Consider the following 22,726-nt stretch of genomic DNA (forward strand, 5'->3'; position numbering starts at 1 on the left):
CGCGATCATGCCGCAGCCGGGGCGGCCCGTTGGATGGCGGTTTCCCGCACCGGCAGGTTGACCAGGGCCGCAAACACGCCCAGGGCCACGGCAATCCACCAGACGACGTCGTAGCTGCCGGTGCTGTCGTAGAGCAGGCCCCCCAGCCACACGCCGAGGAAGGAGCCGATCTGGTGGCTGAAAAAGACGAAGCCGCCCAGCATCGACAGGTACTGCACGCCGAAGATCTGGGCCACCACGGCATTGGTGGGCGGCACGGTGGACAGCCACAGCAGGCCCATCACGGCCGAGAAGACGTAGACGCTCGTCGGCGTGAGCGGGGCCCACAGGAAGGCCACGATGGCCACCGAACGCAGGAAGTAGATCGCCGCCAGGATGTGGCGCTTGGCCAGGCGCTGGCCCAGGCTGCCGGCCGCATAGGTGCCAAAGACGTTGAACAGGCCGATCAACGCCAGCGCATAGGTGGCCACCTCGGGCGACAGGCCCTGGTCCTTGAGGTAGCTGGGCATGTGCACGCCGATGAAGACCACCTGGAAGCCGCAGACGAAGTAGCCGGCCATCAGCAACTGGAAGCTGCGGTAGCCGAAGGCCTCCCGCAGGGCCTGCCCGACACTTTGCTGGAAGCCCGTCGCCGGCCCGGTGGCCTTGGGTTCCTTCAGGCCGAGGGCCAGCGGCATGATCGCCAGGGCCAGGCAGCCCAGGATGAAGAGGGCGTTTTGCCAGCCGAAGCTGCCGATCAGCCAGTTTTCCACCGGCACCATCAGGAACTGGCCGAAGGAGCCGGCCGCGGCGGCCACGCCCATGGCCCAAGAGCGCTTGTCGGGGGCCACATTGCGACCGATCACGCCATAGATGACCGCGTAGGTGGTGCCTGCCTGCGCCATGCCCAGCAGCAGGCCGGCGCTGCCGGTGAAGGCCAGGCCCGAGGTGGCCAGGCCCATCAGCACCAGGCCCAGCGCGTACAGCACGGCGCCGGCCAGCAACACGCGGAAGGCGCCGAAGCGGTCGGCCAGCATGCCGGCGAAGGGGCCGGTGGCGCCCCACATCAGGTTCTGGATCGCGATTGCAAACGCGAAGGTCTCGCGGGTCCAGCCCCGCTCCATCGTGATGGGTTGCAGCCACAGACCGAAACCGTGGCGGATGCCCATGGACAGCGTGACGATGAGGGCGCCGCAGATCAGCACCTGCGTCATGGACAGCTTGGGAGCGGGGGCGGAGGTCATGGGTGAACTGTAGCCAAGCGCCGGCGGGTCTGCTGGCGCCGCGACGGTCGCGTTCAGTTGGAATTCAGTTGTCGAGGAGGTGGTGGGCACGGCCTAGAATCCGCCGCCATGGCTAGCAAACCGCAGAACTCCTACGGCGAGGCGTCGATCCGGGTGCTCAAGGGGCTGGAGCCCGTCAAGCAGCGTCCGGGCATGTACACGCGCACCGACAACCCGCTGCACATCATCCAGGAAGTCATCGACAACGCTGCCGACGAGGCGCTGGCCGGCTTCGGGCGGCGCATTGCGGTCACCGTGCACACCGACGGCTCGGTCAGTGTCGAGGACGACGGCCGTGGCATTCCCTTCGGGCTGCACCCGGAGGAAAAAGTGCCGGTGGTCGAGATCGTCTTCACGCGGCTGCATGCCGGTGGCAAGTTCGACAAGGGCTCGGGCGGGGCCTACAGCTTTTCGGGCGGCCTGCACGGCGTGGGCGTGAGCGTGACCAACGCGCTGTCCAGGCGGTTGCAGGTGCAGGTCTGGCGGGGCGGGCAGGTGGCGAGCCTGGCCTTCAGCGGCGGCGAGGTGATCGAGCCGCTGGCCGTGCGCAAGGCCGAGCCCGGCTCGCGTCGCCAGGGCACCACGGTGCGCGCCTGGCCGGATGCGACATACTTCGAGAGCGCCGAGCTGCCCAGGCAGGAGCTGGTGCACCTGCTGCGCAGCAAGGCCGTGCTGATGCCGGGGGTCGAGGTCACTCTCACCTATGAGAAAACCGGCGAGACCCAGACCTGGCTGTACAAGGGCGGGCTGCGCGACTACTTGTTGCAGACGCTGCCGAGCGACCCGGTGATCTCGCTGTTCGAGGGTGAGCACTACGCCGAGGAGGGCGAGACCGAGAACTTCGCCGAAGGCGAGGGCGCCGCCTGGTGCGTGGCCTTCACCGAAGACGGCGCGCCCGTGCGAGAGAGTTATGTCAACCTCATCCCCACGGTGGCCGGCGGCACGCACGAAGCCGGGTTGAAGGACGGCCTGTTCGCTGCGGTCAAGGGTTTCATCGAGCTGCACAGCCTCTTGCCCAAGGGGGTGAAGCTGATGCCCGAGGATGTGTTTTCGCGGGCGAGCTTCGTGCTCAGCGCCAAGGTGCTCGACCCGCAGTTCCAGGGCCAGACCAAGGAGCGGCTGAACAGCCGCGATGCGCTGCGCCTGGTGTCCACCTACGTGAAGCCGGCGCTGGAGCTGTGGTTGAACCAGCACGTGGACCAGGGCCGCAAGCTGGCCGAGCTGGTGATCCGGCAGGCCCAGGCGCGCCAGCGCGCCGGGCAGAAGGTCGAGAAGAAGAAGGGCTCGGGCGTGGCTGTGCTGCCGGGCAAGCTCACCGATTGCGAAAGCCGCGACCTGTCGGTCAACGAAGTCTTCCTGGTCGAAGGTGACTCGGCAGGCGGCAGCGCCAAGATGGGCCGCGACAAGGAGACCCAGGCCATCTTGCCGCTGCGCGGCAAGGTGCTCAATGCCTGGGAGGTCGAGCGCGATCTGCTGTTCAAGAACAACGAGATCCACGACATCGCCGTGGCGATCGGTGTGGACCCTCATGGGCCGGCGGACGAGCCCGATTTGTCCGGCCTGCGCTACGGCAAGATTTGCATCCTGTCGGATGCCGACGTCGACGGCGCCCACATCCAGGTGCTGTTGCTCACGCTCTTTTTCCGCCATTTCCCCAAGCTGATCGAGCGCGGCCATGTGTACGTGGCCAGGCCGCCGCTGTTCCGCGTGGACGCCCCGGCGCGCGGCAAGAAGCCCGCGGCCAAGCTCTATGCGCTCGATGAGGGTGAACTCGCCGCCATCCTGGACAAGCTGCGCAAGGAGGGCTGCCGCGAAGGGGCCTGGTCCATCAGCCGCTTCAAGGGCCTGGGCGAGATGAGCGCCGAGCAATTGTGGGAGACCACGCTCAACCCGGACACGCGGCGCTTGCTGCGGGTGGCCTATGGCGACCTGGGCTTTGCCGACACCGAGCAGCTCATGAACAAGCTCATGGGCAAGGGCGAGGCACAGGCCCGCCGCGACCTGATGGAACTGCACGGCGACGCCGTGGACATCGATATCTGAAGGGCCAACGATGCTCGGCAACACCCGGGTCCGCCTGCGGCCCACCTTGATCGACGACCTGGACGGGGTCGTGGCGATGGAGAACGACCCGGTCAACCGGCCGACCATCACCCCCTGGGACCGCACGCAGCACGAGGCGGCAGTGCGGTTTCCGGACTTCCGCCATTTCATCGTGGAAGCCGGCGATTCGCCCGGGCCTGTGGGTTTCGTGATCCTGGTGGGCTGCCGCAACCGGCACCGCTCGATCGAGCTCAAGCGCATGGTGATCCAGCCCAAGGGGCAGGGCCTGGGGCGCGCCTGCCTGCGCCTGCTCAAGCGCATCGCCTTCAACGATTTGGGCGCTCATCGTTTCTGGCTCGATGTGCGGCCCCACAACACCCGCGCCAAGGCGCTGTACGACACCGAGGGCTTCGTGGAGGAAGGCCGGCTGCGCGAGAGCGTGCTCACCGACCACGGCTACGAATCGCTCATCGTGATGTCGATGCTGGAAGACGAGTACCGCGCCCGCGTGGAAACCGGCCAGGAATCCGCCGACTGAGCGCGGCACCAAGCACGCCATGATGGACCAGACGACGATGGATTTTTCGATGGGCGGCCAAGGCGAGGACAGCCTGACCCTGGCCCGCTATGCCGAACGCGCCTACCTGGAATACGCGCTGAGCGTGGTCAAGGGCCGGGCCCTGCCGGATGTGTGCGACGGGCTCAAGCCCGTGCAGCGCCGCATCCTGTATGCGATGGAGCGCATGGGACTGAGCTTCACCGGCAGCGGTGGTGCCAAACCCGTGAAGAGCGCTCGTGTGGTGGGCGATGTGCTGGGCCGCTACCACCCCCATGGCGACACGGCGGCCTACGACGCGCTGGTACGCATGGCGCAGGACTTCAGTCAGCGCTATCCCCTGATCGACGGCCAGGGCAACTTCGGCTCGCGCGATGGCGACGGTGCTGCGGCCATGCGCTACACCGAGGCACGCCTGGCACCGATCACGCGGCTGCTGCTCGACGAGATCGACGAGGGCACGGTCGACTTCGTCCCGAACTATGACGGCTCCACCCAGGAGCCGCGCCAGTTGCCCGCGCGATTGCCTTTCGTGCTGCTCAACGGTGCCAGCGGCATTGCGGTGGGCCTGGCCACCGAGATCCCCTCGCACAACCTGCGCGAGGTGGCGGCGGCCGTGGTGGCGCTGATCCGCAACGAGGAGCTTTCCGACGACGAACTCTACGCCCTGCTGCCGGGCCCCGACTTCCCCGGCGGCGCCCAGGTGATCAGCAGCGCGGCCGACATCCGCGAGGCCTATGCCGGCGGGCGCGGCAGCCTCAAGGTGAGGGCGCGCTGGAAGATCGAGGATCTGGCGCGCGGCCAGTGGCAACTGGTGGTGACCGAGCTGCCCCCCGGCACCAGTGCACAGAAGGTGCTGGAGGAGATCGAGGAGCTGACCAACCCCAAGATCAAGGCCGGCAAGAAGGCGCTGACCACCGAGCAGCTCCAGCTCAAGACCGCCGTGCTGTCGGTGCTCGATGCCGTGCGCGACGAATCGAGCAAGGATGCGCCGGTGCGCCTGGTTTTCGAGCCCAAGACCAGCCGCATCGACCAGCGCGAGCTCGTGACCACCCTGCTGGCTCACACGAGCCTGGAGAGCTCGGTGCCGGTCAACCTGACGATGGTGGGCAGCGACGGCCGGCCCACGCAGAAGTCCTTGCGCCAGGTGCTGACCGAATGGATCGGTTTTCGCCTGGCGACGGTGGAGCGTCGCACGCGCCACCGTCTCGGCAAGGTGCTCGACCGCATCCATGTGCTGGAGGGGCGGCAGCTCGTGCTGCTGAACATCGACGAGGTGATCCGCATCATCCGCAACGCCGACGAACCCAAGCCGGCGCTGATCGAGCGCTTCGCCTTGAGCGAGCGTCAGGCCGAGGACATCCTCGAAATCCGGCTGCGCCAGTTGGCACGCCTGGAGGCGATCAGGATCGAGCAGGAGTTGAAGGAGTTGCGCGGCGAGCAGGTCCGGCTCGAAGACATCCTCGGCAGTCCGGCCGCGCTCAGGCGCACCGTGGTCAAGGAGATCGAGGCCGATGCCAAGCAGTACGGTGACGAACGTCGCACCCTGATCCAGGAAGAGAAGAAGGCGGTGGCCGAGGTCAAGGTGATCGACGAGCCGGTCACGGTCGTGGTCAGCCAGAAAGGCTGGGTGCGCGCCCGCCAAGGCCACGGCCACGACCCGGCGAGCTTTGCCTTCAAGGCCGGTGACGGCCTGTACGGCACCTTCGAGTGCCGCACGGTCGATACGCTGCTGGTCTTCGGCAGCAACGGCCGCGTCTACACCGTGGCGGTCAGTGCCCTGCCGGGAGCACGGGGCGACGGGCAGCCGGTGACGACGATGATCGAGCTGGAGCCGGGCACCCAGCCGGCCCACTACGCGGCCGGAGCGCCGGATGCGACGCTGTTGCTGGCCAGCACGGCCGGTTACGGCCTGCTGGCGCGCATCGGCGACATGGTGTCGCGCCAGAAGGCAGGCAAGAGTTTCCTCGACCTCGACGAGGGGGCGCGCCTGCTGCCGCCCGCGCCGGTGGCCCCCGGGGCCGACCAGGTGGCCTGCCTGTCGTTGAGCGCGCGGCTGCTGGTGTTCCCGCTCAACGAGCTGAAGCTGCAACCGAAGGGCGGCCGCGGGCTCACGCTGATGGACGTGGATGCCAAGGACCCGCTGGTGTCGGTGGCAGCCTTCGCCGGGACCTTGAAGGTGCTGGGCACGGGACGCGGCGGCAAGGCCAAGGACGAGGACTATCGCGGCGCCGCCCTGTCCGAGCACATGGGCCGGCGCGCCCGCAAGGGCAAGGCCCTGGGCTTCAAGGCCACGCGCGTGCTACCCGGCTGAGCCACAAGCGGCGGCCTCGGCCGCCGCCTGCGTCACCACGAGGTGCACGAACTGCAGCTTGGCCACGGCCGCGCGGGACAGCACGAAGGGGTAGAAGTCGGGCTGGCCCATGCTGCGCGAGAGCTCGTTGAGCACGGCGGTCAGTTCGGTCCAGGCGTTCACCACGGACAAGAAGCGTGCGGCGTCGGGGTCCTGCGGGCGGTACAGGCAGTCCGGGGTGAAGGGCTCGTAGCCGGTTTCGAGGTCGTCGGCCTCCAGTCCGAAACTCAGGGCCGTGTCCAGCGTGTCCACCATGTGCAGGTAGTGCGCCCAGGTCTCGGCCCAGTCCTCCCAGGGGTGGGCGCTGGCATAGGCGCTGACATGGCGGCGGGCCCAGTCGGGGGGCGGACCCTCGGCATAGTGGTGCTGCAGGGCGGCGGCGTAATCGCGCCGCTCGTCGCCGAAAAGCGTGCGGAACGCCTCCAGCCAGGCGCTGGTGGCCACCAGCCGCTCCCAGTAGTAGTGGCCCACCTCGTGGCGCAGGTGGCCCAGCAGGGTGCGGTAGGGCTCGTGCAATTGGCGGCGCACGCGTTCGCGGTGGGCATCGTCGGCTTCGGCGATGTCCAGGGTGATGATGCCGCCGGCATGCCCGGTCACCACTGCCGGGCCGCCCGGCAGGGCACGCAGGAAGTCGAAGGCCAGGCCGTGCTGCGGGTCTTCGCCGATGCGCGAGCGCACCGGCAGTTGCAGTGCCAGCAGCGAGGACACGAGCCGGGCCTTGGCGGCCTCGATGCGCTGCCACAGCACCGCGTTGTCGGGCTGGCTCAGGTCCGGGATGGTGCGGTTCAGGCGGCAGGCGCGACACAGCGGTGTCGGGTCGTGCTCGGGCACGAGCCAGTTGCAGCCGGCCGGGGACTCGAAATTCGCACAGCGGCGAAAGCGCTGCGGTGCGCTGCCGTCGGCCAGCTCCCACAGCCCGGGGGCTTGAGGGGCCGCACGCAGGGCGAGCACCTGGCCGCGTGAGGGTTCATAGCCCAGCGGGGCGTGGCAGGCCAGGCATTCGCTGTTGCGGAAAAACACCGGGCGATGGCACACGCAGCGGTAGGCGCGCAAGGCGCGCGCTCGGCGCTGCGGTTTCCAGGCCTGGCCCAGCCGGGCCGACAGGGTGTCGAAGAAGCTTGCCATGGCGGGCCGGGCTCAGGCGCGTCAGCGCGCGCGCAGGCCCGCCAGCAGCACCAGCCCCACCACCAGGAAGAGCAGGCCGCTCCAGGCTTCATAGGGCAGGCCCAGCAGGTCGACCGCCGCGTCCATGCACGAGGCCGAGATGCGGAACAAGAAGGGCACGGCGCTTTCCAGGCCCAGGGCACTGATGATGCGGTCGGCCAGCGTGAGGTTGCAGGAGAACTCCTGCGCGGCCACACGGTTTTGGTAAACCGCCGCCGCGATGCCCGAGGCGGCCAGGGCCAGGCCCAGGCCGGCCAAGGCCTGCCGGAGGGCGCGCGCGGGCAGCAGCAGGGCCAGCGCGGCCAACAACGCCACGGCCAGGAAGATCACCCTTTGCAGGATGCACCAGGGGCACGGCTGCATCTCGAAGACGTACTGCGACACCAGGGCGGCCGCCACGCCACCCAGGCAGAGCACGATGACGGCGCCCAGTGCCGTGTTCAGGGTCAGTCGATTCAAGACGGTGTCCTCACTCCACTTCGGCGATCAGCTCGATCTCGACGCAGGCACCCAGCGGAATCTGCGCCACGCCGAAGGCACTGCGTGCGTGCGCGCCCCGGTCGCCGAAGACCTGGGCCAGCAGTTCGGAAGCGCCGTTGGTCACGAGATGCTGCTCGGTGAACGTGGGCGTGCTGTTGACCAGGCTCATCAGCTTGACGATGCGCCGGACCTTGTTCAGATCGCCCACGGCGGCCTGCAAGGTGCCCATCAGGTCGATCGCGACGGCGCGCGCGGCGGCCTTGCCTTCTTGCGTGTCGAGGTCTTTGCCGAGCTGGCCCACCCAGGGCTTGCCGTCCTTGCGGGCAATGTGGCCGGACAGGAAGACGAGGTGGCCCGTGCGCACGAAGGGCACGTAGGCGGCCGCAGGCGTGGCCACGGGCGGCAATTCGATGTTCAGGGCTTTGAGCTGGTTGTAAACGGACATGTCGGGGCTCCTTGCGGGACAACAGGCAATCCTACACTTCGCACCATGAGGCGTTCAGGGAGGACGTCGGATGACGAAGAAGCAGGGATGGGGCCTGGCCTGGGCCCTGGTGGGTTATGGCACGGGCACGGTCGGGCAGTTGCATCAGGCCGCGCTGTGGCCGTTGTGGCTGGATGGGGCGGCGATCGCGCTGGCCGGGCTCGGGGCCGCCGTGCTGTGGTGCGGCCGGGCATGCCGCAGCCGGCTGTGGTGCCTGGGGGTGGCGCTCACGGCGGCCTTGCTGGGCTTCGGTCTGACGGAGCTGCGCGCCCATGCGCGCCTGGCCGACCGGCTCGATCCGGCACAGGAGGGCGTGGATCTCGAGCTGGTGGGCCGGGTGGCGGGTCTGCCTCTGTGGCGCGAGGGAAGTGTGCGCTTTGCCTTCGAGGTGCAGGCCGTGCGGCCGGCCTGGGCCCCTGACGGGCAGGCCGCGCGCCGCCCCGAAGAGGTCGGGGTGCCGCAGCGTGTGTTGCTGACTTGGCGCGGGGGGCTGCGCGAGGGCCAGTTGCAGCAGCGGCCGCCGCAGGACCTGACGGCGGGCCAGCGCTGGCAGCTCGTGGTGCGCCTGCGGCAGGTGCACGGCAGCTTCAATCCCCATGGTTTTGATGCGGAGCTGTGGCTTTTCGAGAATGGCTTTGGCGCCACCGGCTACGTGCGCGCGCTGCGCAGTGCGCGCCATCGCAAGCTCGACGAGGCCGACGGGCATCTCGTGGACCGCTGGCGCCAGGCCGTGGCCGAGCGCATCGTCGAGCGCGTGACCGATCCGCGCCAGGCGGGGGTGCTGACGGCGCTGGTGGTGGGCGAGCAGTCGGCGATCGACGAGGCGGACTGGGACCTCTTTCGCATCACCGGCGTGGCCCACCTGATGGCCATCAGTGGCCTGCATGTCACGATGTTCGCTTGGCTCGCGGCGGCGGTGCTGCGCCGGCTGTGGCGGGGGCATCCGGCCTGGATGCTGGCCGTGCCCGCGCCGGTGGCTGCGCGCTGGGGCGGTCTGGTGCTGGCCGTGGCCTACGCGGTGTTCTCCGGCTGGGGCGTGCCGGCGCAGCGCACCGTGTGGATGCTGGCCACGGCGACGGTGCTGGCGCAGCTCGGTCGGCACTGGCCCTGGGGCCTGATGCTGCTGGTGGTGGCCACGGTGGTCGCCGTCGTCGATCCCTGGGCGCTGCTACAACCGGGCTTCTGGCTGTCCTTCGTCGCGGTGGCGCTGCTGTTGGCCGGCAGCGAACGCGAATGGGTGCAGGCTACGCTGGAGACCGACCCGGGCGGCGCGGCCCGCTGGCGGGGCTGGCTGCGCCGCTCGGTGGGGGCCGGCCTGCGCACCCAGGCCATCGCCACCGTGGGGCTGGCGCCGCTGACGCTGGTGTGCTTCCAGCAGGTCTCGGTTGTGGGTTTCCTGGCCAACCTGGTGGCTGTGCCGGTCGTGACTCTGGGGGTGACACCGCTGGCGCTGCTCGGTGTGGCCTGGGCTGCGCTGTGGGACGTGGCGGCGGCCATCCTCGGGGGGCTCATGGGCGGCCTGGCCTGGCTGGCGGCCTGGCCCCTGGCGCAGTGGGCGACGGCGGCCGCGCCGGCCTGGGCGATGGCCGCCGGTCTGACCGGGGGGGTGCTGGCGGTGCTGCCCCTGCCGCCGGCCCTGCGCCTGCTGGCCCTGGCCCTGTGGCTGCCACTGTGCTGGCCCACGGTGTCGCGCCCGGTGCCAGGGCAGTTCGAGCTGATCGCGCTGGACGTGGGCCAGGGCACGGCGGTGCTGGTGCGCACGGCGCACCATACGTTGGTCTACGACACCGGGCCGGTCTATTCGGACGACGACGATGCGGGTCAGCGCGTGCTGGTGCCAGTGCTGCAGTCGCTGGGCGAGCGGCGGGTGGACCGTCTTGTGCTTTCGCACCGCGACGCCGATCACGTGGGCGGGGCGCGGGCGTTCCTGGCGGCTTATCCGGACACGCCCGTGATGAGTTCGCTGGAACCGGACCACGAACTGCATCGGTGGATGGTGTCGCACACGCCTTGCACGGCCGGCCAGGCCTGGCGGTGGGATGGGGTGGACTTCGAGATCCTGCACCCGGCACCGCAGGACCGAGCCCCACCGCTCAAGCCCAACCAGGTGTCGTGCGTGCTGAAGGTCTCGACCCCGCAGCACCGGGCTTTGCTCACCGGCGACATCGAGCGCCGGGAGGAGGTGCGCCTGGTCCAGACCCAGGCCGAGCGGCTCGCCGCCGACTGGCTGCTCGTTCCGCACCACGGCAGCCGCACCTCGAGCACCGACGACTTCCTGCAGGCCGTGCAGCCGCGTGTGGCGGTGTTCCAGGCGGCGTATCGCAGCCGCTTCGGCCATCCGGCTGCGTCGGTGTGGGCCCGCTATGGTGAACGCGGCATCGAGCGCATCGCCACCCCGACCTGCGGAGCCTACCGCTGGATGGCCGGGCGCGGGCAATGCGAGCGTGACCTGCGCCGACGTTACTGGCACCATGGAGCACCGCGGCCCCAAGGCTTGGACCTGGCCTGGGCCCGGAACTTGCTTTAGATCCAGGCCAAGGGAACCGAGCGATGAGACCCAGCTTCGACGAGATGCATGCCACCAGCGCGACGGTGCGTGACCATTACAAGACCTACGACCGCTGGCTTGCCCGTCAGCCCCGCGACCTGATGCAGGCGCGGCGCCGCGAGGCGGAGATGATCTTCCGCCGCGTGGGCATCACCTTTGCCGTCTATGGTGACAAGGATGAGGACGGTTCGGGCACCGAGCGGCTCATCCCCTTCGACCTGATCCCGCGCATCATTCCCGCGGCCGAATGGCGCGCGCTGGAGCGGGGGCTGGTGCAGCGGGCCACCGCGCTCAACCGTTTCATCCATGACGTCTACCACGACCAGGAGATCCTGCGCGCGGGTGTCGTGCCCGCCGAGCAGGTGCTGCGCAACAGCCAGTACCGTCCCGAGATGCAGGGCGTGGACGTCAGCGGCGGGGTGTATGCGCACATTGCCGGCATCGACATCGTGCGCGCCGCCCAGCCCGACGGCAGCGGCCGCTATTACGTGCTGGAGGACAACCTGCGCGTGCCCAGCGGTGTGAGCTACATGCTCGAGAACCGCAAGATGATGATGCGGCTGTTCCCCGAGCTGTTCAGCGACCATGCCGTGGCCCCGGTGGCCCACTATCCCGATCTGCTGCTCGAGTCGCTGCGCGCCGTCGCGCCGGCCGGCGTGAGCGAGCCCACCGTGGTGGTGCTCACGCCAGGCATGTACAACTCGGCCTACTTCGAGCATGCCTTCCTGGCGCAGCAGATGGGCGTGGAACTGGTCGAGGGGCAGGACCTGTTCGTGAAGGACCGCTATCTGTACATGCGCACGACGCGCGGCCCGCGCCGCGTGGACGTGATCTACCGCCGCGTGGACGACGACTTCCTCGACCCGCTGGCGTTCCGGCCCGACTCGGTGCTGGGCTGCGCGGGCCTGCTCGACGTCTACCGTGCCGGCAATCTGACGGTGGCCAACGCCATCGGCACCGGGATCGCCGATGACAAATCGATCTACCCGTATGTGCCGAAGATGGTGGAGTTCTACCTGGGCGAAAAGCCCCTGCTGGACAACGTGCCCACCTATCTGTGCCGCCAGCCGCAGGACCTGAAGTACGTGCTCGACCACCTGGCCGATCTGGTGGTCAAGGAAGTGCACGGTGCCGGCGGCTACGGCATGCTGGTGGGGCCGGCGGCCACCAAGGCCGAGATCGAGGCCTTCCGGGCGCGACTGCTGGCCGATCCGGCTGGCTACATCGCCCAGCCCACGCTGAGCCTGTCGACCTGCCCGACCTTCGTCGATAGCGGCATCGCGCCGCGCCACATCGACCTGCGCCCCTTCGTGCTGACCGGCCGCACCGTGCAGATGGTGCCGGGCGGCCTCACGCGCGTGGCGCTCGCCGAGGGTTCGCTCGTCGTCAATTCCTCGCAGGGCGGCGGCACCAAGGACACCTGGGTACTGGAGGCCTGACCATGCTTTCCCGAACGGCGGACCACCTCTTCTGGATGGCGCGGTACATGGAGCGGGCGGAGAACACCGCCCGCATGCTCGACGTGAACTACCAGACCCTGCTGATGCCCCGCGGCGCGGCCTCGGCCGAGCAATTGTGGCGCGGGCTGCTGGGCATCTGCGAGCTCACGGGCGACTATGGCGAGCGTTACGGTGCGATCCAATCGCGCCAGGTGATGCACTACATGGTGTGCGACGAGCGCAATCCCTCGAGCATCCTGTCGTGCCTGCGTGCGGCCCGCGAGAACGCCCGTGCGGTGCGCGGCACGCTCACCACCGAGGTCTGGGAGACGCAGAACCAGACCTGGCTGGAGTTCCGGCGGCTGATCGCCGAGGGGCGCTTCGAGCGCGAGCCGGGCGAGGTGTTCGAATGGGTGAAGTTCCGCTCGCACCTGTCGCGGGGCGTGACCCTGGGCACGATGCTGCAGGACGAGGCCTTCCACTTCCTGCGCCTGGGCACCTTCCTGGAGCGCGCGGACAACACGGCGCGGCTGCTGGACGTGAAGTTCCAGGGCATGGACGGCGACTTCTTCGGCAGCCAGGCGGCCCGGGAGCAGGAGTACGACTTCTATCACTGGTCGGCGATCCTGCGGTCGGTGTCGGGCTTCGAGGTCTACCGCAAGGTTTACCGCGACGTGATCCGGCCCGAGAAGGTGGCCGAGCTGCTGATCCTGCGCCCGGACATGCCGCGCTCGCTGGCGGCTTGCGTGGCCGAGGTGGTGTCCAACCTCTCGCATGTGGCCAACGAGCAGTCCGCCGAGACGCGGCGGCGTGCCGGACGGCTGCATGCCGACCTGCAGTACGCCCGCATCGACGAGATCCTGTCCACCGGGCTGCACGCCTACCTGACGCAATTCCTCGACCGCATCGGGGATCTGGGCCGCGGCATCAGCCGCGACTTCCTGGTGCCCATGGCCTGAGGCCGCCGTCGCGGCCGGGAGGACTTGCTCGCCTGCCGAACATGGCTGGGGTGTGATGCAGCGCACGTCCTGCGCCGGCTGGGGGGGCTTCCCACACGAATGCGGGGATTGCCGGGGGTGACCCGGCGACGCATCATGGACACCAGATCAGCAGTCCGAGGTCGCCCATGTTTTCCTTCGCGAGCAAGTCCGGCAAGCCCGCCTCCCGGGCCCCTCAGGCGCTTCGGGAATCGATGGAGAACAGCTTGACGCACCCTACCGGGGCGGTGGCCGAGAAGACCTGGTGGATGGATTCGGCCCACGAGCTCGAAAAGGGGCTGGAGGTGACCGAAATCACCGACCTGCCCGACGATCTGTTCAGTCCGTCCGGCCCGCGCTGACTTGGTGTGCGGCGGCCTCGGTCCGCACGAGCTGCGCCACCGCCGAACCGAGTTCGATGACGGCCATCGCGTAGTAGCTCGACCAGTTGTAGCGCGTGATCGCGTAAAAGTTCGACGTGCCCGCCACGTAGCTGGGCGCGGCGCTGCCGTTTTGCAGCTCCACGAGTGCCAGCAGGCCCGCATGCGCCTGGGCGGCTTCGGGCAGCCAGGCTTGGCGGTCGAGAAACTCCTGCGCCGTGAAGCTGGGCACGATGTCGGGGGCTAGCAACTCGGCGCGCTGGGCCGTGTCCACGGGCGCGCGCACCTCGAAATGGGTCGGCAGTCCGGGCGTCCAGCCGAATTCGGCCAGGTAGTGGGCGACGCTGCCGATCACGTCGGGCACGCTGCCGTGCAGGTCCACCCGGCCGTCGCCGTCGAAATCCACGGCATAGCGGTTCCAACTGCTGGGCATGAACTGCGGCATCCCCAGGGCGCCCGCATAGGAGCCGCGCAGCGAGGCCGGGTCGAGCCCCTCGCTGGCGGCCAGCACGAAGAGTTGGGCCAGTTCCTCGCGGAAGAAGGCACTGCGGTCGCGCCGGCCGGGGGGGAAGTCCAGGCTCAGCGTGGCCAGGGCGTCCAACACCCGGAAGCCGCCCATGTGGCGCCCATACAGCGTCTCCACGCCGATGATGCCCACGACGACCTGCGCAGGCACGCCGTACAGGGCCTCGGCCTTGCGCAGCCAGGTGGCGTGCTCGCGCCAGAACTCGGCGCCGCGGCGCACCCGCTGAGGCTCGATGAAGCGGGCGCGGTAGGCTGTCCAGTCCTTGGCCGTGCCGGCCGGCGGCGGCATGATCAGGCGCTGCACCGCGGCCAGCATCCGGGCCTGGGCCAGATGGCCGCGCACCCATGCCGCATCCAGACCATGGCGCTGGGCGATCTCGTCGGCCAGCGCCATGGCGTCAGCACGGCCGGCATAGGTGGGCGCGGCGCTTTCGGCGGCGGGCCGCTTGGACGGAGCCTGGGCGAACGCGGGGGCGGCCCAGGCCAGGGTGCAGGCCAGGCTACCGAGGGCGAGGGCTTGGGACAGGCGGGAGGATCGCAGCAGGATGTCAGGCATGGGGCAGGTGTCGGGCATGCCGGCGCAGGCGGCGCAGCAGGGCACCCAAGGCGCCCAGCCCCAGTGTAGTGGGCCCGCGCATCGGCGGCCAGGCCCCGGGGGCATAGCGCAGGGCCTCCATCTCCAGCAGCACGGCCTCCACCGCCTGGGCCGCAGGGCCCCAGCGCTCGCGGGCCCGCCGGGCGAGTTCGCGCGGGGCGGTGGTGTCGTCACTGGCCAGCCCGCGCCGGGCCAGCACGGCGCGCATGCGGCGCAGGGTGGCAAGCCAGGGGTCCACATGGCGTCTTTCCCACCAAGCCCAGGCCGCACCGGCCAGGCTGGCCGTCACGAGCAGGCCCAGCAACACCAGCACCAGGTCTTGCCAGCTTGGCGAGCGCAGACCCAGGTGACGCAGCAGCTCGAGCTGGCGGCCGCGCGAGTGGTTCAGCACCCACTGGTTCCAGGCGGTGTTCAGGGCCTGCCACTGGTGGCGCAGTTGCGCCAGCAGGCCGGGGGTGACGTTGCCCAGGGCCGTGGCCAGCAGGCCGGGCGCGGGGCGCAGCGGGGTGTGCCGCACGATGCGGTCGGGGGCCACGGCGGCGGTGGGATCCAGGCGCACCCAGCCCCGCCCGGGCTGCCAGTACTCCACCCAGGCATGGGCGAAACTGTTGCGCACCAGGTAGTAGCCGTCCACCGGGTTGCGCTCGGCACCCTGGTAGCCGGTCACGATGCGTGCCGGGATGTCCAGCGCGCGCAACACCACAGTGACGGCGGCGGCGAAATGCTCGCAGAAGCCTTCGCGGCGGTCGAGCCAGAACTCGTCGATCGCATGGCGGCCCTGCGCGTCGCCATAGGCCCCGGGGTTCAGGGTGTAGGTGTAGCCGGCGCTGCGGATGTGGCGCAGCAGGGCCTGGGCCAGGGTGTCGGCATCGGCCTGGGCCAGGCGCGGGTCGCGACGCATCTGCGCCGCCCAGGCCAGGGTGCGCGGGTTGTAGCCCGGAGGCAGCTCCACATAGTGCCGCAGCCCGGCCACCGGCTCCGCGGGGCCGTGCTCGAAGCGCGGATGGGCTGTGGCGCGCAGGCGCAGCCGCTCGTCCAGGGGGCGGCTGGTGGCCCATTGCAAATCGGCACGCTGGCGCAGCCGCAGGTCCTCGGGCAGGCCGGGCGGCAAGCCGGGCGTGAGCTCGGGCATGGGCAGCACGGCCACCCGGGTGGGCTCCAGCGTGATCTCGTAGTCGACCGCACCGGCGGCATCCGCGCGCATCTCGGGGCGCAGCAGGCCGGGCAGGAACAGGCCGGCGGGCAGGGGGCGCCATTCCCGGCCGTCGAACTCACTGAGCACCGGCCCGCGAAAGTACAGGCTCTCGGGCGGTGGTGCCGGACCGAAGAAGCGCAAGGTTATCGCCACGCTGTCGTCCAGGGCCAGCTCGGCCACGCTGCCCAGGCTGAGGCGGTTGGACAGGCCGGTGCGGGCGTCCAGGCCGTCGCCGGGCACGCCCCACAGCGGTGCGATACGGGGGAACAGCAGAAAGAGCACCACCATGATCGGCGCGCCCAGCCCACACATCCTTGCGGCCAGCCCTGCCGCCTGGCGCAGGCTGGGCTGGCCCACCGGCATGTGGGCCAGCACCAAGGCGGTCAGCAGCCCCCAGACGGCGACCACCATCGCCATCGCCACCGGCAGAGCCTGCGAGTACAGGAAATGGGTCAGGACCAGGAAAAAGCCCAGGAAGAACACCACGAAGGCATCGCGCCGCGCCCGCAGCTCCAGCGTCTTCAGGGCCACCAGCACGACCAGCAGGGTCACGCCGGCGTCCTTGCCCAGCAGGGTGCGATGGGTCCAGGCCGTGGCGGCCATGGCCAGCAGCAGCAGCCCCACCATCACCCAGCGTGCCGGCAGCGCGCGGCCGAGCAGGGCCAGGCGGGCGCGCCAGGCGAGCATGGCGGCCGTCAGGCCCGTGCACCACATGGGCAGGTGACCCGCGTGGGGGGCCACCACCCAGGCGATCACGGCCAGCAGGAACAGGGTGTCGCGGGCCTCGCGCGGCAAGCTGCGCAGCCGCGACCAGGGTCCGGCAACGCGGGGTCGGGGGCGGTCGGGTGTCATGACCACAAGGCCAAGCCTTCCAGGCAGGCGCGCTGGTGCGCCGGGCCACTGCCGGGTGGCAGTTCCAGGCCGGGCAGGCGCAGGCCGTAGCGCAGGCCACGCTGCTCGGCTGCCAACACCCAGGCGCACAGACGCGATAGGCGCTGCTCCGCGTCGGGCCCACCGGCGGCCTGCCAGTCCAGCCAGAGTTCAAGCTGGGCGGTGCTGGCGCCTTCACGGCTGACGAGCTGGTCGGTCTTGGCCACCTTCTTCCACACCACGCGGCGGGGAGGGTCGCCCCGGCGGTAGGCGCGCACGCCCTCGGTCTCCACGCCGGACAGGTCCGCGCTGACGGTCGGGCCGCCGGGACGGGCCTCAGGTGTTGGCAGCGCCGCAGGGCGGGGGTCGGGCCGGGGATAGACCAGCACGCGGGCGGCCGGTCGCCACAGCGTCCAGACCTTGAAGATGCCCAGCGGGAAGCGGGTCTCGATGTGCAGTGGCGGCACGTCCAGCCAGCCGCGTCGGGTGGCAGGAAAGCCCAGGTGCACCTGGGCCATGCCGGCGGCGGGCACATCCGTCCAGGCCCAGGCGGGAGGCCGGCGTCCGGGCGCAGCCACCCGCAGCCCGATGCCATGGCGGGGGCGCGGCCGGGTGTGCTGGAGCGTGACCTCGATGCGCGCGTCTTCGCCGGCGAAGCAGGGGGCCGCGGCGCGCAGCGACAGGCCCAGGCCGCGCAGGGTGCCATGGGTCACGTGCATGCTCACCACCGCGGCGCCGGCGAGCAAGAAGGTCAGCAGGTAGCCCAGGTTGAGCTGGTAGTTGATCGAGGCCAGCAGCAGCACCAGCAAGGTCAGTGCGAACAACGCCCCGGGGCGGGTGGGCAGGATGTAGACATTGCGATGGGTGAGCTGCAGGTTGTCGCTGCGCGGATGACGTAGCGCCCACCAGCGCTGCCATCGTTCGCGCCAGGCCTGAGCGCGCGCCGGCAGGGTCAGGGCGCTCATCGGTAACTCAGGGCAGGGGCACGGCTTCGAGCAGGGCACGCACCTGCTCCACGCGCCCGCGTCCGCTGCCCGGCAGGGGTTGCAGGCGGTGCGCGATGGTCTGCGGCAGGATGGCCTGGACGTCGTCGGGGGCCACGTAGTCGCGCTGCGCCAGCAAGGCGCGGGCGCGGGCGGCACGCAGCACGGCCAGGCCTGCGCGCGGGCTCAGGCCTTCGACGAACCAGCGGCCGTCGCGCGTGGCGGCGATGAGATCCTGCAGGTAGTCCAGCAAGGCCGGAGCCACATGCACGGCGCCCACGGCCTGCTGGGCCGCCAGCAGCTCGGCCGGGCTCATCACCGGCTGCAGCCGGGACACCGCCTCGCGGCGGTCCTGCCCGGCCAGCAGCTCGCGTTCGGCCGAGCGGTCCGGGTAGCCCAGGGTGATGCACATCATGAAGCGGTCGAGCTGCGATTCGGGCAGGGCATAGGTGCCGAGCTGGTCGTTCGGATTCTGTGTGGCGATCACGAAAAAGGGCGAGGGCAGCGGGCGGGTCTCGCCCTCGACGCTGACCTGGTGCTCTTCCATCGCTTCCAGCAGCGCGCTTTGGGTCTTGGGGCCGGCGCGGTTGATCTCGTCGGCCAGCAGCACCTGGGTGAACACCGGGCCGGGGTGGAAGACGAAGGCTTCCTTGCCGCGCTCCCACACGCTCACGCCCACCAGGTCGGTGGGCATCAGGTCGGCGGTGAACTGCACCCGGGCAAAGCGCAGCCCCAGCGACACTGCCAGGGCATGCGCCAGGGTGGTCTTGCCCACGCCGGGCACGTCCTCGATCAGCAGGTGGCCGCCGGCCAGCAGGCAGGCCAAGCCATCGTCCACCTGGGCCGGCTTGCCCACGATGATCGTGTTAATCTGATCGCGCAGCCGCTGAAGCTGGCTGTGCAAGTCGGGAAAGGCCGGCGCATTCATGGCGCGGACCTTACCCGAAAACGCAAAGACCCCAAGGGGACAAGTTCACGATGGCCACCGGCTATTTCAGTCACCCCGACTGCAGGCGCCATGACATGGGGCCCGGTCACCCCGAATGCCCCGAGCGGCTCGCAGCCATTGAAGACCACCTGATCGCCACCGGCCTGGACGTGGCCTTGGAGCGTCGCGAGGCGCCGCTGGCCGACCTGCGCGATGTCCAACGGGCCCACCACGCAGGCTATATTGCCAACCTCAAGGATTTCATGGAGCAGGTGGCGGCCTCGGGGCAGCGGCGTGCCATCGACCTGGACACGGTGGTGGGCCCGCACACCTGGACGGCTGCGCTGCGCGCTGCCGGCGCGGCGGTGGCGGCCACCGACGCGGTGATCGATGGTGAGCTGGACAATGCCTTTTGCGCCGTGCGTCCGCCTGGCCACCACGCCACGCGCAGCCAGGCCATGGGCTTTTGCTTTTTCAACAACGTCGCGGTGGCCGCACGCCACGCACTGGACGTGCGCGGCCTGCAGCGCGTGGCGGTGGTCGACTTCGACGTGCACCACGGCAACGGCACCGAGGACATCCTGGCCGGCGACGACCGCGCGCTGATGGTGAGCTTCTTCCAGCATCCGCTGTACCCCTACAGCGGGGACCAGCCCGCGGCCGGCAACATGTGCAACCTGCCGGTGCCGGCCTACACCAAGGGCATGGACGTGCGCGAGCTGATCGAGATGATCTGGATGCCGCGCCTGGAGCGCTTCCGGCCGCAGATGATCTTCATCTCCGCCGGCTTCGATGCCCACCGCGACGACGATCTGGGCCAGCTCGGCCTGGTCGAGGCCGACTATGAATGGATCACCCGGCGAGTGATGGACGTCGCCGAGCGCCACGCCAAAGGGCGGGTGGTGTCCAGCCTGGAAGGCGGCTACCACCTCGGTGCGCTGGCGCGCAGCGTCGCAGCCCATCTGCGCGTGCTGGCCGGGGTGTGATCGGCGGCACGGTGGCGCGGGGCGCTATGCTTCGCGCCGCATCCACTACTGGCACCCTGCGATGGCGTCTTCCCCTGCTGCTGCCCCGAAAGACTTGCAAGACCTGCTGGCGGCGATCGTCCAGCCTTCGTCGCTGATTGAAGCCGGCGTGATCGTGGCCTGCCTGGGGCTGGCCTGGATTCTGGTGCGGCTGGTGCGCGGCCCCCGCATCCCCGAGGCCTCGATCTGGTTCGGCCGGCGCATCGTCGATGGCGTGCTGTTCCCCGTCGTGGCCCTGGCCCTGGTGTACGGTGCGCGTCTGGCGGTCCAGGGCCTGGTGCCGATCGCGGTGTTCCGCGTGGCCGTGCCGGTGCTGCTGTCGCTGGTGATCATCCGCATGAGCGTGCGGGTGTTGTCGGCGGCCTTTCCGGGCTCGGCCCTGATGCGCGCGGCCGAGCGCACGATCTCCTGGCTGGCCTGGATCGCGGTCGTGCTGTGGATCACCGGGGCCTTGCCGGTCCTGCTGGACGAGCTCGAGGGCATCCAGTGGAAGCTTGGCGGCTCCACGCTGTCGCTGCGCCAGATCCTCGAAGGCACCTTGTCGGCCGGCTTCGTGATGATGGTGGCGTTGTGGATCTCCGCCGCTCTCGAAGCCCGGCTGCTCAAGGGGGCGGTGGGCGAGCGCCTGTCGCTGCGCAAGGCGGCCTCCAATGCGGTGCGCGCGCTGCTGCTGTTCGTCGGGCTGCTGGTGGCGCTGTCCTCGGTTGGCATCGACCTGACGGCGCTGTCGGTGCTCGGCGGTGCGCTCGGTGTGGGCATCGGCTTTGGCCTGCAGAAGCTGGCGGCCAACTACGTCAGCGGCTTCGTGATCCTGGCCGAACGGTCCTTGCGCATCGGCGACTTCGTGCGCGTGGACAATTTCGAAGGCCATGTGACCGACATCACCACGCGCTACACGGTGATCCGCGCCCCCAATGGCCGTGAGTCTATCGTGCCCAACGAGACGCTGATCACCACGCGGGTCGAAAACCTCTCGCTGGCCGACCGCAACATGCTGTTGTCCACCGTCGTGCAGGTGGCCTATGGCACCGATGTGCAGACCCTGCGCGAGCACATCGTCGAGCGTGTCAGAACCGTGCCCAGGGTGCTCGCCGATCCCGGACCGGCGGCGCATCTGACCGCCTTTGCCAGCGACGGGCTGGAGCTGACGGTCTTCTTCTGGATCGCCGATCCGGAGAACGGCCAGGCCAATGTGCGCTCGGGCGTCAACCTCGCGATCCTGGCCTTGTTCGAGGAACGGGGCGTGGAGATCCCCTACCCTCAGCGCGTGGTACATCTGCGCGCCCCGGCGCACGGCGACGGGGTGGCCGGCCCCACCGGCTGACGCGTCGTCACCGCTCGTGGCTGGGGTCGTCCTCGGCCGGATGCAGCGGAATCGACAGCCCGAGCCGGCGGATGCGCGGGCCGTCCATCTCGCGCACGCTCAACATCGCCCCGCCCAGCGGCACGCGGTCGCCCACCACGGCGGGGCGGCCCAATTGCCGCGCCACCCACTCCGACAGGGGCAGTTGCGCGTCGGGCACCGCCGGCAGCCCGTAGAACTCGCACAGCAGCCCGGTGGGCTGATGGCCGTCGAGCACAAAGTCGCCGAAGACGGCGCGGGTGAGTTCCTCGTCGTCCCGGTCGGGCAGGGCCACCCCGAAGCGCCGGCCGGCCCAGCCGATCGTCGTGCCTTGCAGCACCAGCGACACCAGCACGACCACGAAGGCCACCTGGAACAGCAGCATCGCGTGGCCCACACCGGCCATCAACGGGAAGATGGCCAGCACGATGGGGACGGCCCCGCGCAACCCCACCCAGGAGATGAACCACACCTCCCGGGCGGCAAAGCGGAACGGCGCCAGACACAGCCACACCGCCACGGGACGGGCGATGAGCATCAGGATCGCTGACACGCCCAGGGCCGGCAGCGCACTGTCGAGCAGACCCGAGGGGGTGACCAGCAGCCCCAGCAGCAGGAACATGATGGCCTGCGACAGCCAGGCATAGCCGTCCATCGCTGAGAAGGCTGCACGCACCCGGCGACCACCCCGGTTGCCCAGGACCATGCCGTACAGGTAGATCGCCAGGAACCCCGAGCCTCCGCCCATGCCGGTGAGTGAGAACACCAGCAGGCCCGAGGCCGCCAGCAGCAGCCCCATGATGCCCCCGCCGGCATGCTGGCGGGGCAGGCGATGCACGACCTCGCTCATCAGAAACCCGGCGCCCACGCCGATCAGCGTGCCCAGGCCGAACTGCTGCACGAAGGACCACAGCATCATCGCCAGGCCCGACCCCCCGGCGTCGGGCATCGCCGTGATCAGGGCGATGAAGGCCAGCGTCAGGAAGACGGCCATCGGGTCGTTCATGCCAGACTCGATCTCCAGCGTGGCGGCCACGCGCTCGTTGAGCTGCACCCCCGAGGTTTTGAGCAGGGCGAACACGGCGGCCGCGTCGGTGGAGCCGACGATGGCGCCCAGCAGCAGCCCGTGCTGCCAGGGCAGTCCGAGCAGCAGCATCGCACCCAGGCCGGTCAGCACGGCCGTGATCAGCACCCCCACGGTGGCCAGCAGCAGTGAGGGCTTCAGCCCGGTGCGGAAGGTCGACAGCGAGGTGCGCAAACCGCCGTCGAGCAGGATCACCGCGAGCGCCACGTTGCCCACCCAGAAACTGAGCGTGAAGTCCGAGAACTTCAGCCCTCCGGGGCCGTCTTCACCGGCCAGGCCGCCGGCGATCAGGAAGATCAGCAGGAACGAGAAGCCGGCCCGGGCCGACAGCATGCCCGCCAGCACGCTGCTGAGCAGCAAGGCGGAGGCAATGAGCAGAGGGACATTGATGAAATTGAAATCCATGCGCGGGCAGGTGGTGACCCTCAAGCGTAACAGCAGCCCTGCGCCCCCCAAAGGCGGCGCCGGCCCGCGCCGGTTCAGCCCCGCAACG

Annotated in this window: 18 protein-coding genes; 9 read left to right on the plus strand and 9 right to left on the minus strand. The window is 69.8% G+C overall.

Annotation, left to right across the window (positions count from 1 at the left end):
• Positions 1-5: 5 nt before the first annotated feature.
• Positions 6-1,223, minus strand: a complete 1,218-nt coding sequence (locus AC1ECW_RS06325) for an MFS transporter (RefSeq protein WP_481201460.1) — start codon at positions 1,221-1,223, stop codon at positions 6-8.
• 108 nt (positions 1,224-1,331) lie between these two features.
• Between AC1ECW_RS06325 and AC1ECW_RS06330 the strand changes: the two genes are divergently transcribed.
• Genes AC1ECW_RS06330 through parC form a run of 3 tightly spaced genes read left to right on the plus strand, consistent with a single transcriptional unit; the run spans position 1,332 to position 6,175 of the window.
• Complete coding sequence (locus tag AC1ECW_RS06330; RefSeq protein ID WP_481201461.1) at positions 1,332-3,305, plus strand: DNA topoisomerase IV subunit B; 1,974 nt, start codon at positions 1,332-1,334, stop codon at positions 3,303-3,305.
• Between the two features lie 10 nt (positions 3,306-3,315).
• Positions 3,316-3,843, plus strand: coding sequence for a GNAT family N-acetyltransferase (locus AC1ECW_RS06335; protein ID WP_409706431.1), 528 nt, complete (start codon positions 3,316-3,318; stop codon positions 3,841-3,843).
• A gap of 19 nt (positions 3,844-3,862) precedes the next feature.
• A complete protein-coding gene (gene parC, locus AC1ECW_RS06340; RefSeq protein WP_481201462.1) occupies positions 3,863-6,175 on the plus strand; it encodes a DNA topoisomerase IV subunit A in 2,313 nt (770 codons plus the stop codon).
• Here the strand turns inward: parC and AC1ECW_RS06345 are convergent.
• The 3 genes from AC1ECW_RS06345 to AC1ECW_RS06355 are packed head-to-tail and all read right to left on the minus strand — an operon-like array spanning position 6,164 to position 8,303.
• A complete protein-coding gene (locus AC1ECW_RS06345; RefSeq protein WP_481201463.1) occupies positions 6,164-7,339 on the minus strand; it encodes a zinc-binding metallopeptidase family protein in 1,176 nt (391 codons plus the stop codon). The genes parC and AC1ECW_RS06345 overlap by 12 nt on opposite strands.
• A 21-nt stretch (positions 7,340-7,360) precedes the next feature.
• The gene (locus tag AC1ECW_RS06350; RefSeq protein WP_409705018.1) at positions 7,361-7,837 is read right to left on the minus strand and encodes a disulfide bond formation protein B; all 477 of its coding nucleotides are present in this window, start codon (positions 7,835-7,837) and stop codon (positions 7,361-7,363) included.
• A gap of 10 nt (positions 7,838-7,847) precedes the next feature.
• Positions 7,848-8,303 (minus strand): RidA family protein, encoded by a 456-nt coding sequence (locus AC1ECW_RS06355; protein ID WP_409705020.1) that lies wholly within the window; start codon positions 8,301-8,303, stop codon positions 7,848-7,850.
• 70 nt (positions 8,304-8,373) lie between these two features.
• On the opposite strand from AC1ECW_RS06355, the gene AC1ECW_RS06360 reads away from it, so the two are divergent.
• The 4 genes from AC1ECW_RS06360 to AC1ECW_RS06375 all read left to right on the plus strand — a co-directional run bounded on the left by AC1ECW_RS06360 (position 8,374) and on the right by AC1ECW_RS06375 (position 13,668).
• Complete coding sequence (locus tag AC1ECW_RS06360; RefSeq protein ID WP_409705022.1) at positions 8,374-10,869, plus strand: DNA internalization-related competence protein ComEC/Rec2; 2,496 nt, start codon at positions 8,374-8,376, stop codon at positions 10,867-10,869.
• Positions 10,870-10,892: 23 nt separating this feature from the next.
• Positions 10,893-12,329 (plus strand): circularly permuted type 2 ATP-grasp protein, encoded by a 1,437-nt coding sequence (locus tag AC1ECW_RS06365; RefSeq protein WP_409705024.1) that lies wholly within the window; start codon positions 10,893-10,895, stop codon positions 12,327-12,329.
• Positions 12,330-12,331: 2 nt separating this feature from the next.
• Positions 12,332-13,288, plus strand: a complete 957-nt coding sequence (locus AC1ECW_RS06370; protein WP_409705026.1) for an alpha-E domain-containing protein — start codon at positions 12,332-12,334, stop codon at positions 13,286-13,288.
• A gap of 245 nt (positions 13,289-13,533) precedes the next feature.
• Positions 13,534-13,668, plus strand: a complete 135-nt coding sequence (locus AC1ECW_RS06375) for a hypothetical protein (RefSeq protein WP_409705028.1) — start codon at positions 13,534-13,536, stop codon at positions 13,666-13,668.
• Here AC1ECW_RS06375 and mltB read toward each other — a convergent pair.
• The 4 genes from mltB to AC1ECW_RS06395 are packed head-to-tail and all read right to left on the minus strand — an operon-like array spanning position 13,646 to position 18,782.
• Positions 13,646-14,767: a lytic murein transglycosylase B gene (gene mltB / locus AC1ECW_RS06380; protein ID WP_481201464.1), complete on the minus strand. Its 1,122-nt coding sequence runs from the start codon at positions 14,765-14,767 to the stop codon at positions 13,646-13,648. The genes AC1ECW_RS06375 and mltB overlap by 23 nt on opposite strands.
• Positions 14,760-16,853, minus strand: coding sequence for a transglutaminase TgpA family protein (locus AC1ECW_RS06385; protein WP_481201465.1), 2,094 nt, complete (start codon positions 16,851-16,853; stop codon positions 14,760-14,762). Before AC1ECW_RS06385 ends, mltB begins: the two co-directional genes overlap by 8 nt.
• Positions 16,850-17,836 carry a DUF58 domain-containing protein gene (locus AC1ECW_RS06390; RefSeq protein ID WP_481201466.1) on the minus strand — a complete coding sequence of 329 codons (987 nt, stop codon included), beginning with the start codon at positions 17,834-17,836 and terminating at the stop codon, positions 16,850-16,852. Before AC1ECW_RS06390 ends, AC1ECW_RS06385 begins: the two co-directional genes overlap by 4 nt.
• Positions 17,837-17,843: 7 nt before the next feature.
• Positions 17,844-18,782, minus strand: coding sequence for an AAA family ATPase (locus tag AC1ECW_RS06395; RefSeq protein ID WP_409705036.1), 939 nt, complete (start codon positions 18,780-18,782; stop codon positions 17,844-17,846).
• A 50-nt stretch (positions 18,783-18,832) separates the two neighbouring features.
• On the opposite strand from AC1ECW_RS06395, the gene AC1ECW_RS06400 reads away from it, so the two are divergent.
• Both AC1ECW_RS06400 and AC1ECW_RS06405 read left to right on the plus strand, forming a co-directional pair.
• A complete protein-coding gene (locus tag AC1ECW_RS06400; RefSeq protein WP_481201467.1) occupies positions 18,833-19,768 on the plus strand; it encodes a histone deacetylase family protein in 936 nt (311 codons plus the stop codon).
• A gap of 61 nt (positions 19,769-19,829) precedes the next feature.
• Positions 19,830-21,131, plus strand: coding sequence for a mechanosensitive ion channel family protein (locus AC1ECW_RS06405; RefSeq protein ID WP_481201468.1), 1,302 nt, complete (start codon positions 19,830-19,832; stop codon positions 21,129-21,131).
• A gap of 7 nt (positions 21,132-21,138) precedes the next feature.
• Here the strand turns inward: AC1ECW_RS06405 and AC1ECW_RS06410 are convergent, their stop codons facing one another.
• Entirely contained in the window at positions 21,139-22,638 is a 1,500-nt protein-coding gene (locus AC1ECW_RS06410; RefSeq protein ID WP_409705040.1) for a potassium/proton antiporter, read from the minus strand.
• Positions 22,639-22,726 lie beyond the last annotated feature (88 nt).

The organism is Caldimonas hydrothermalis, assembly GCF_056746695.1.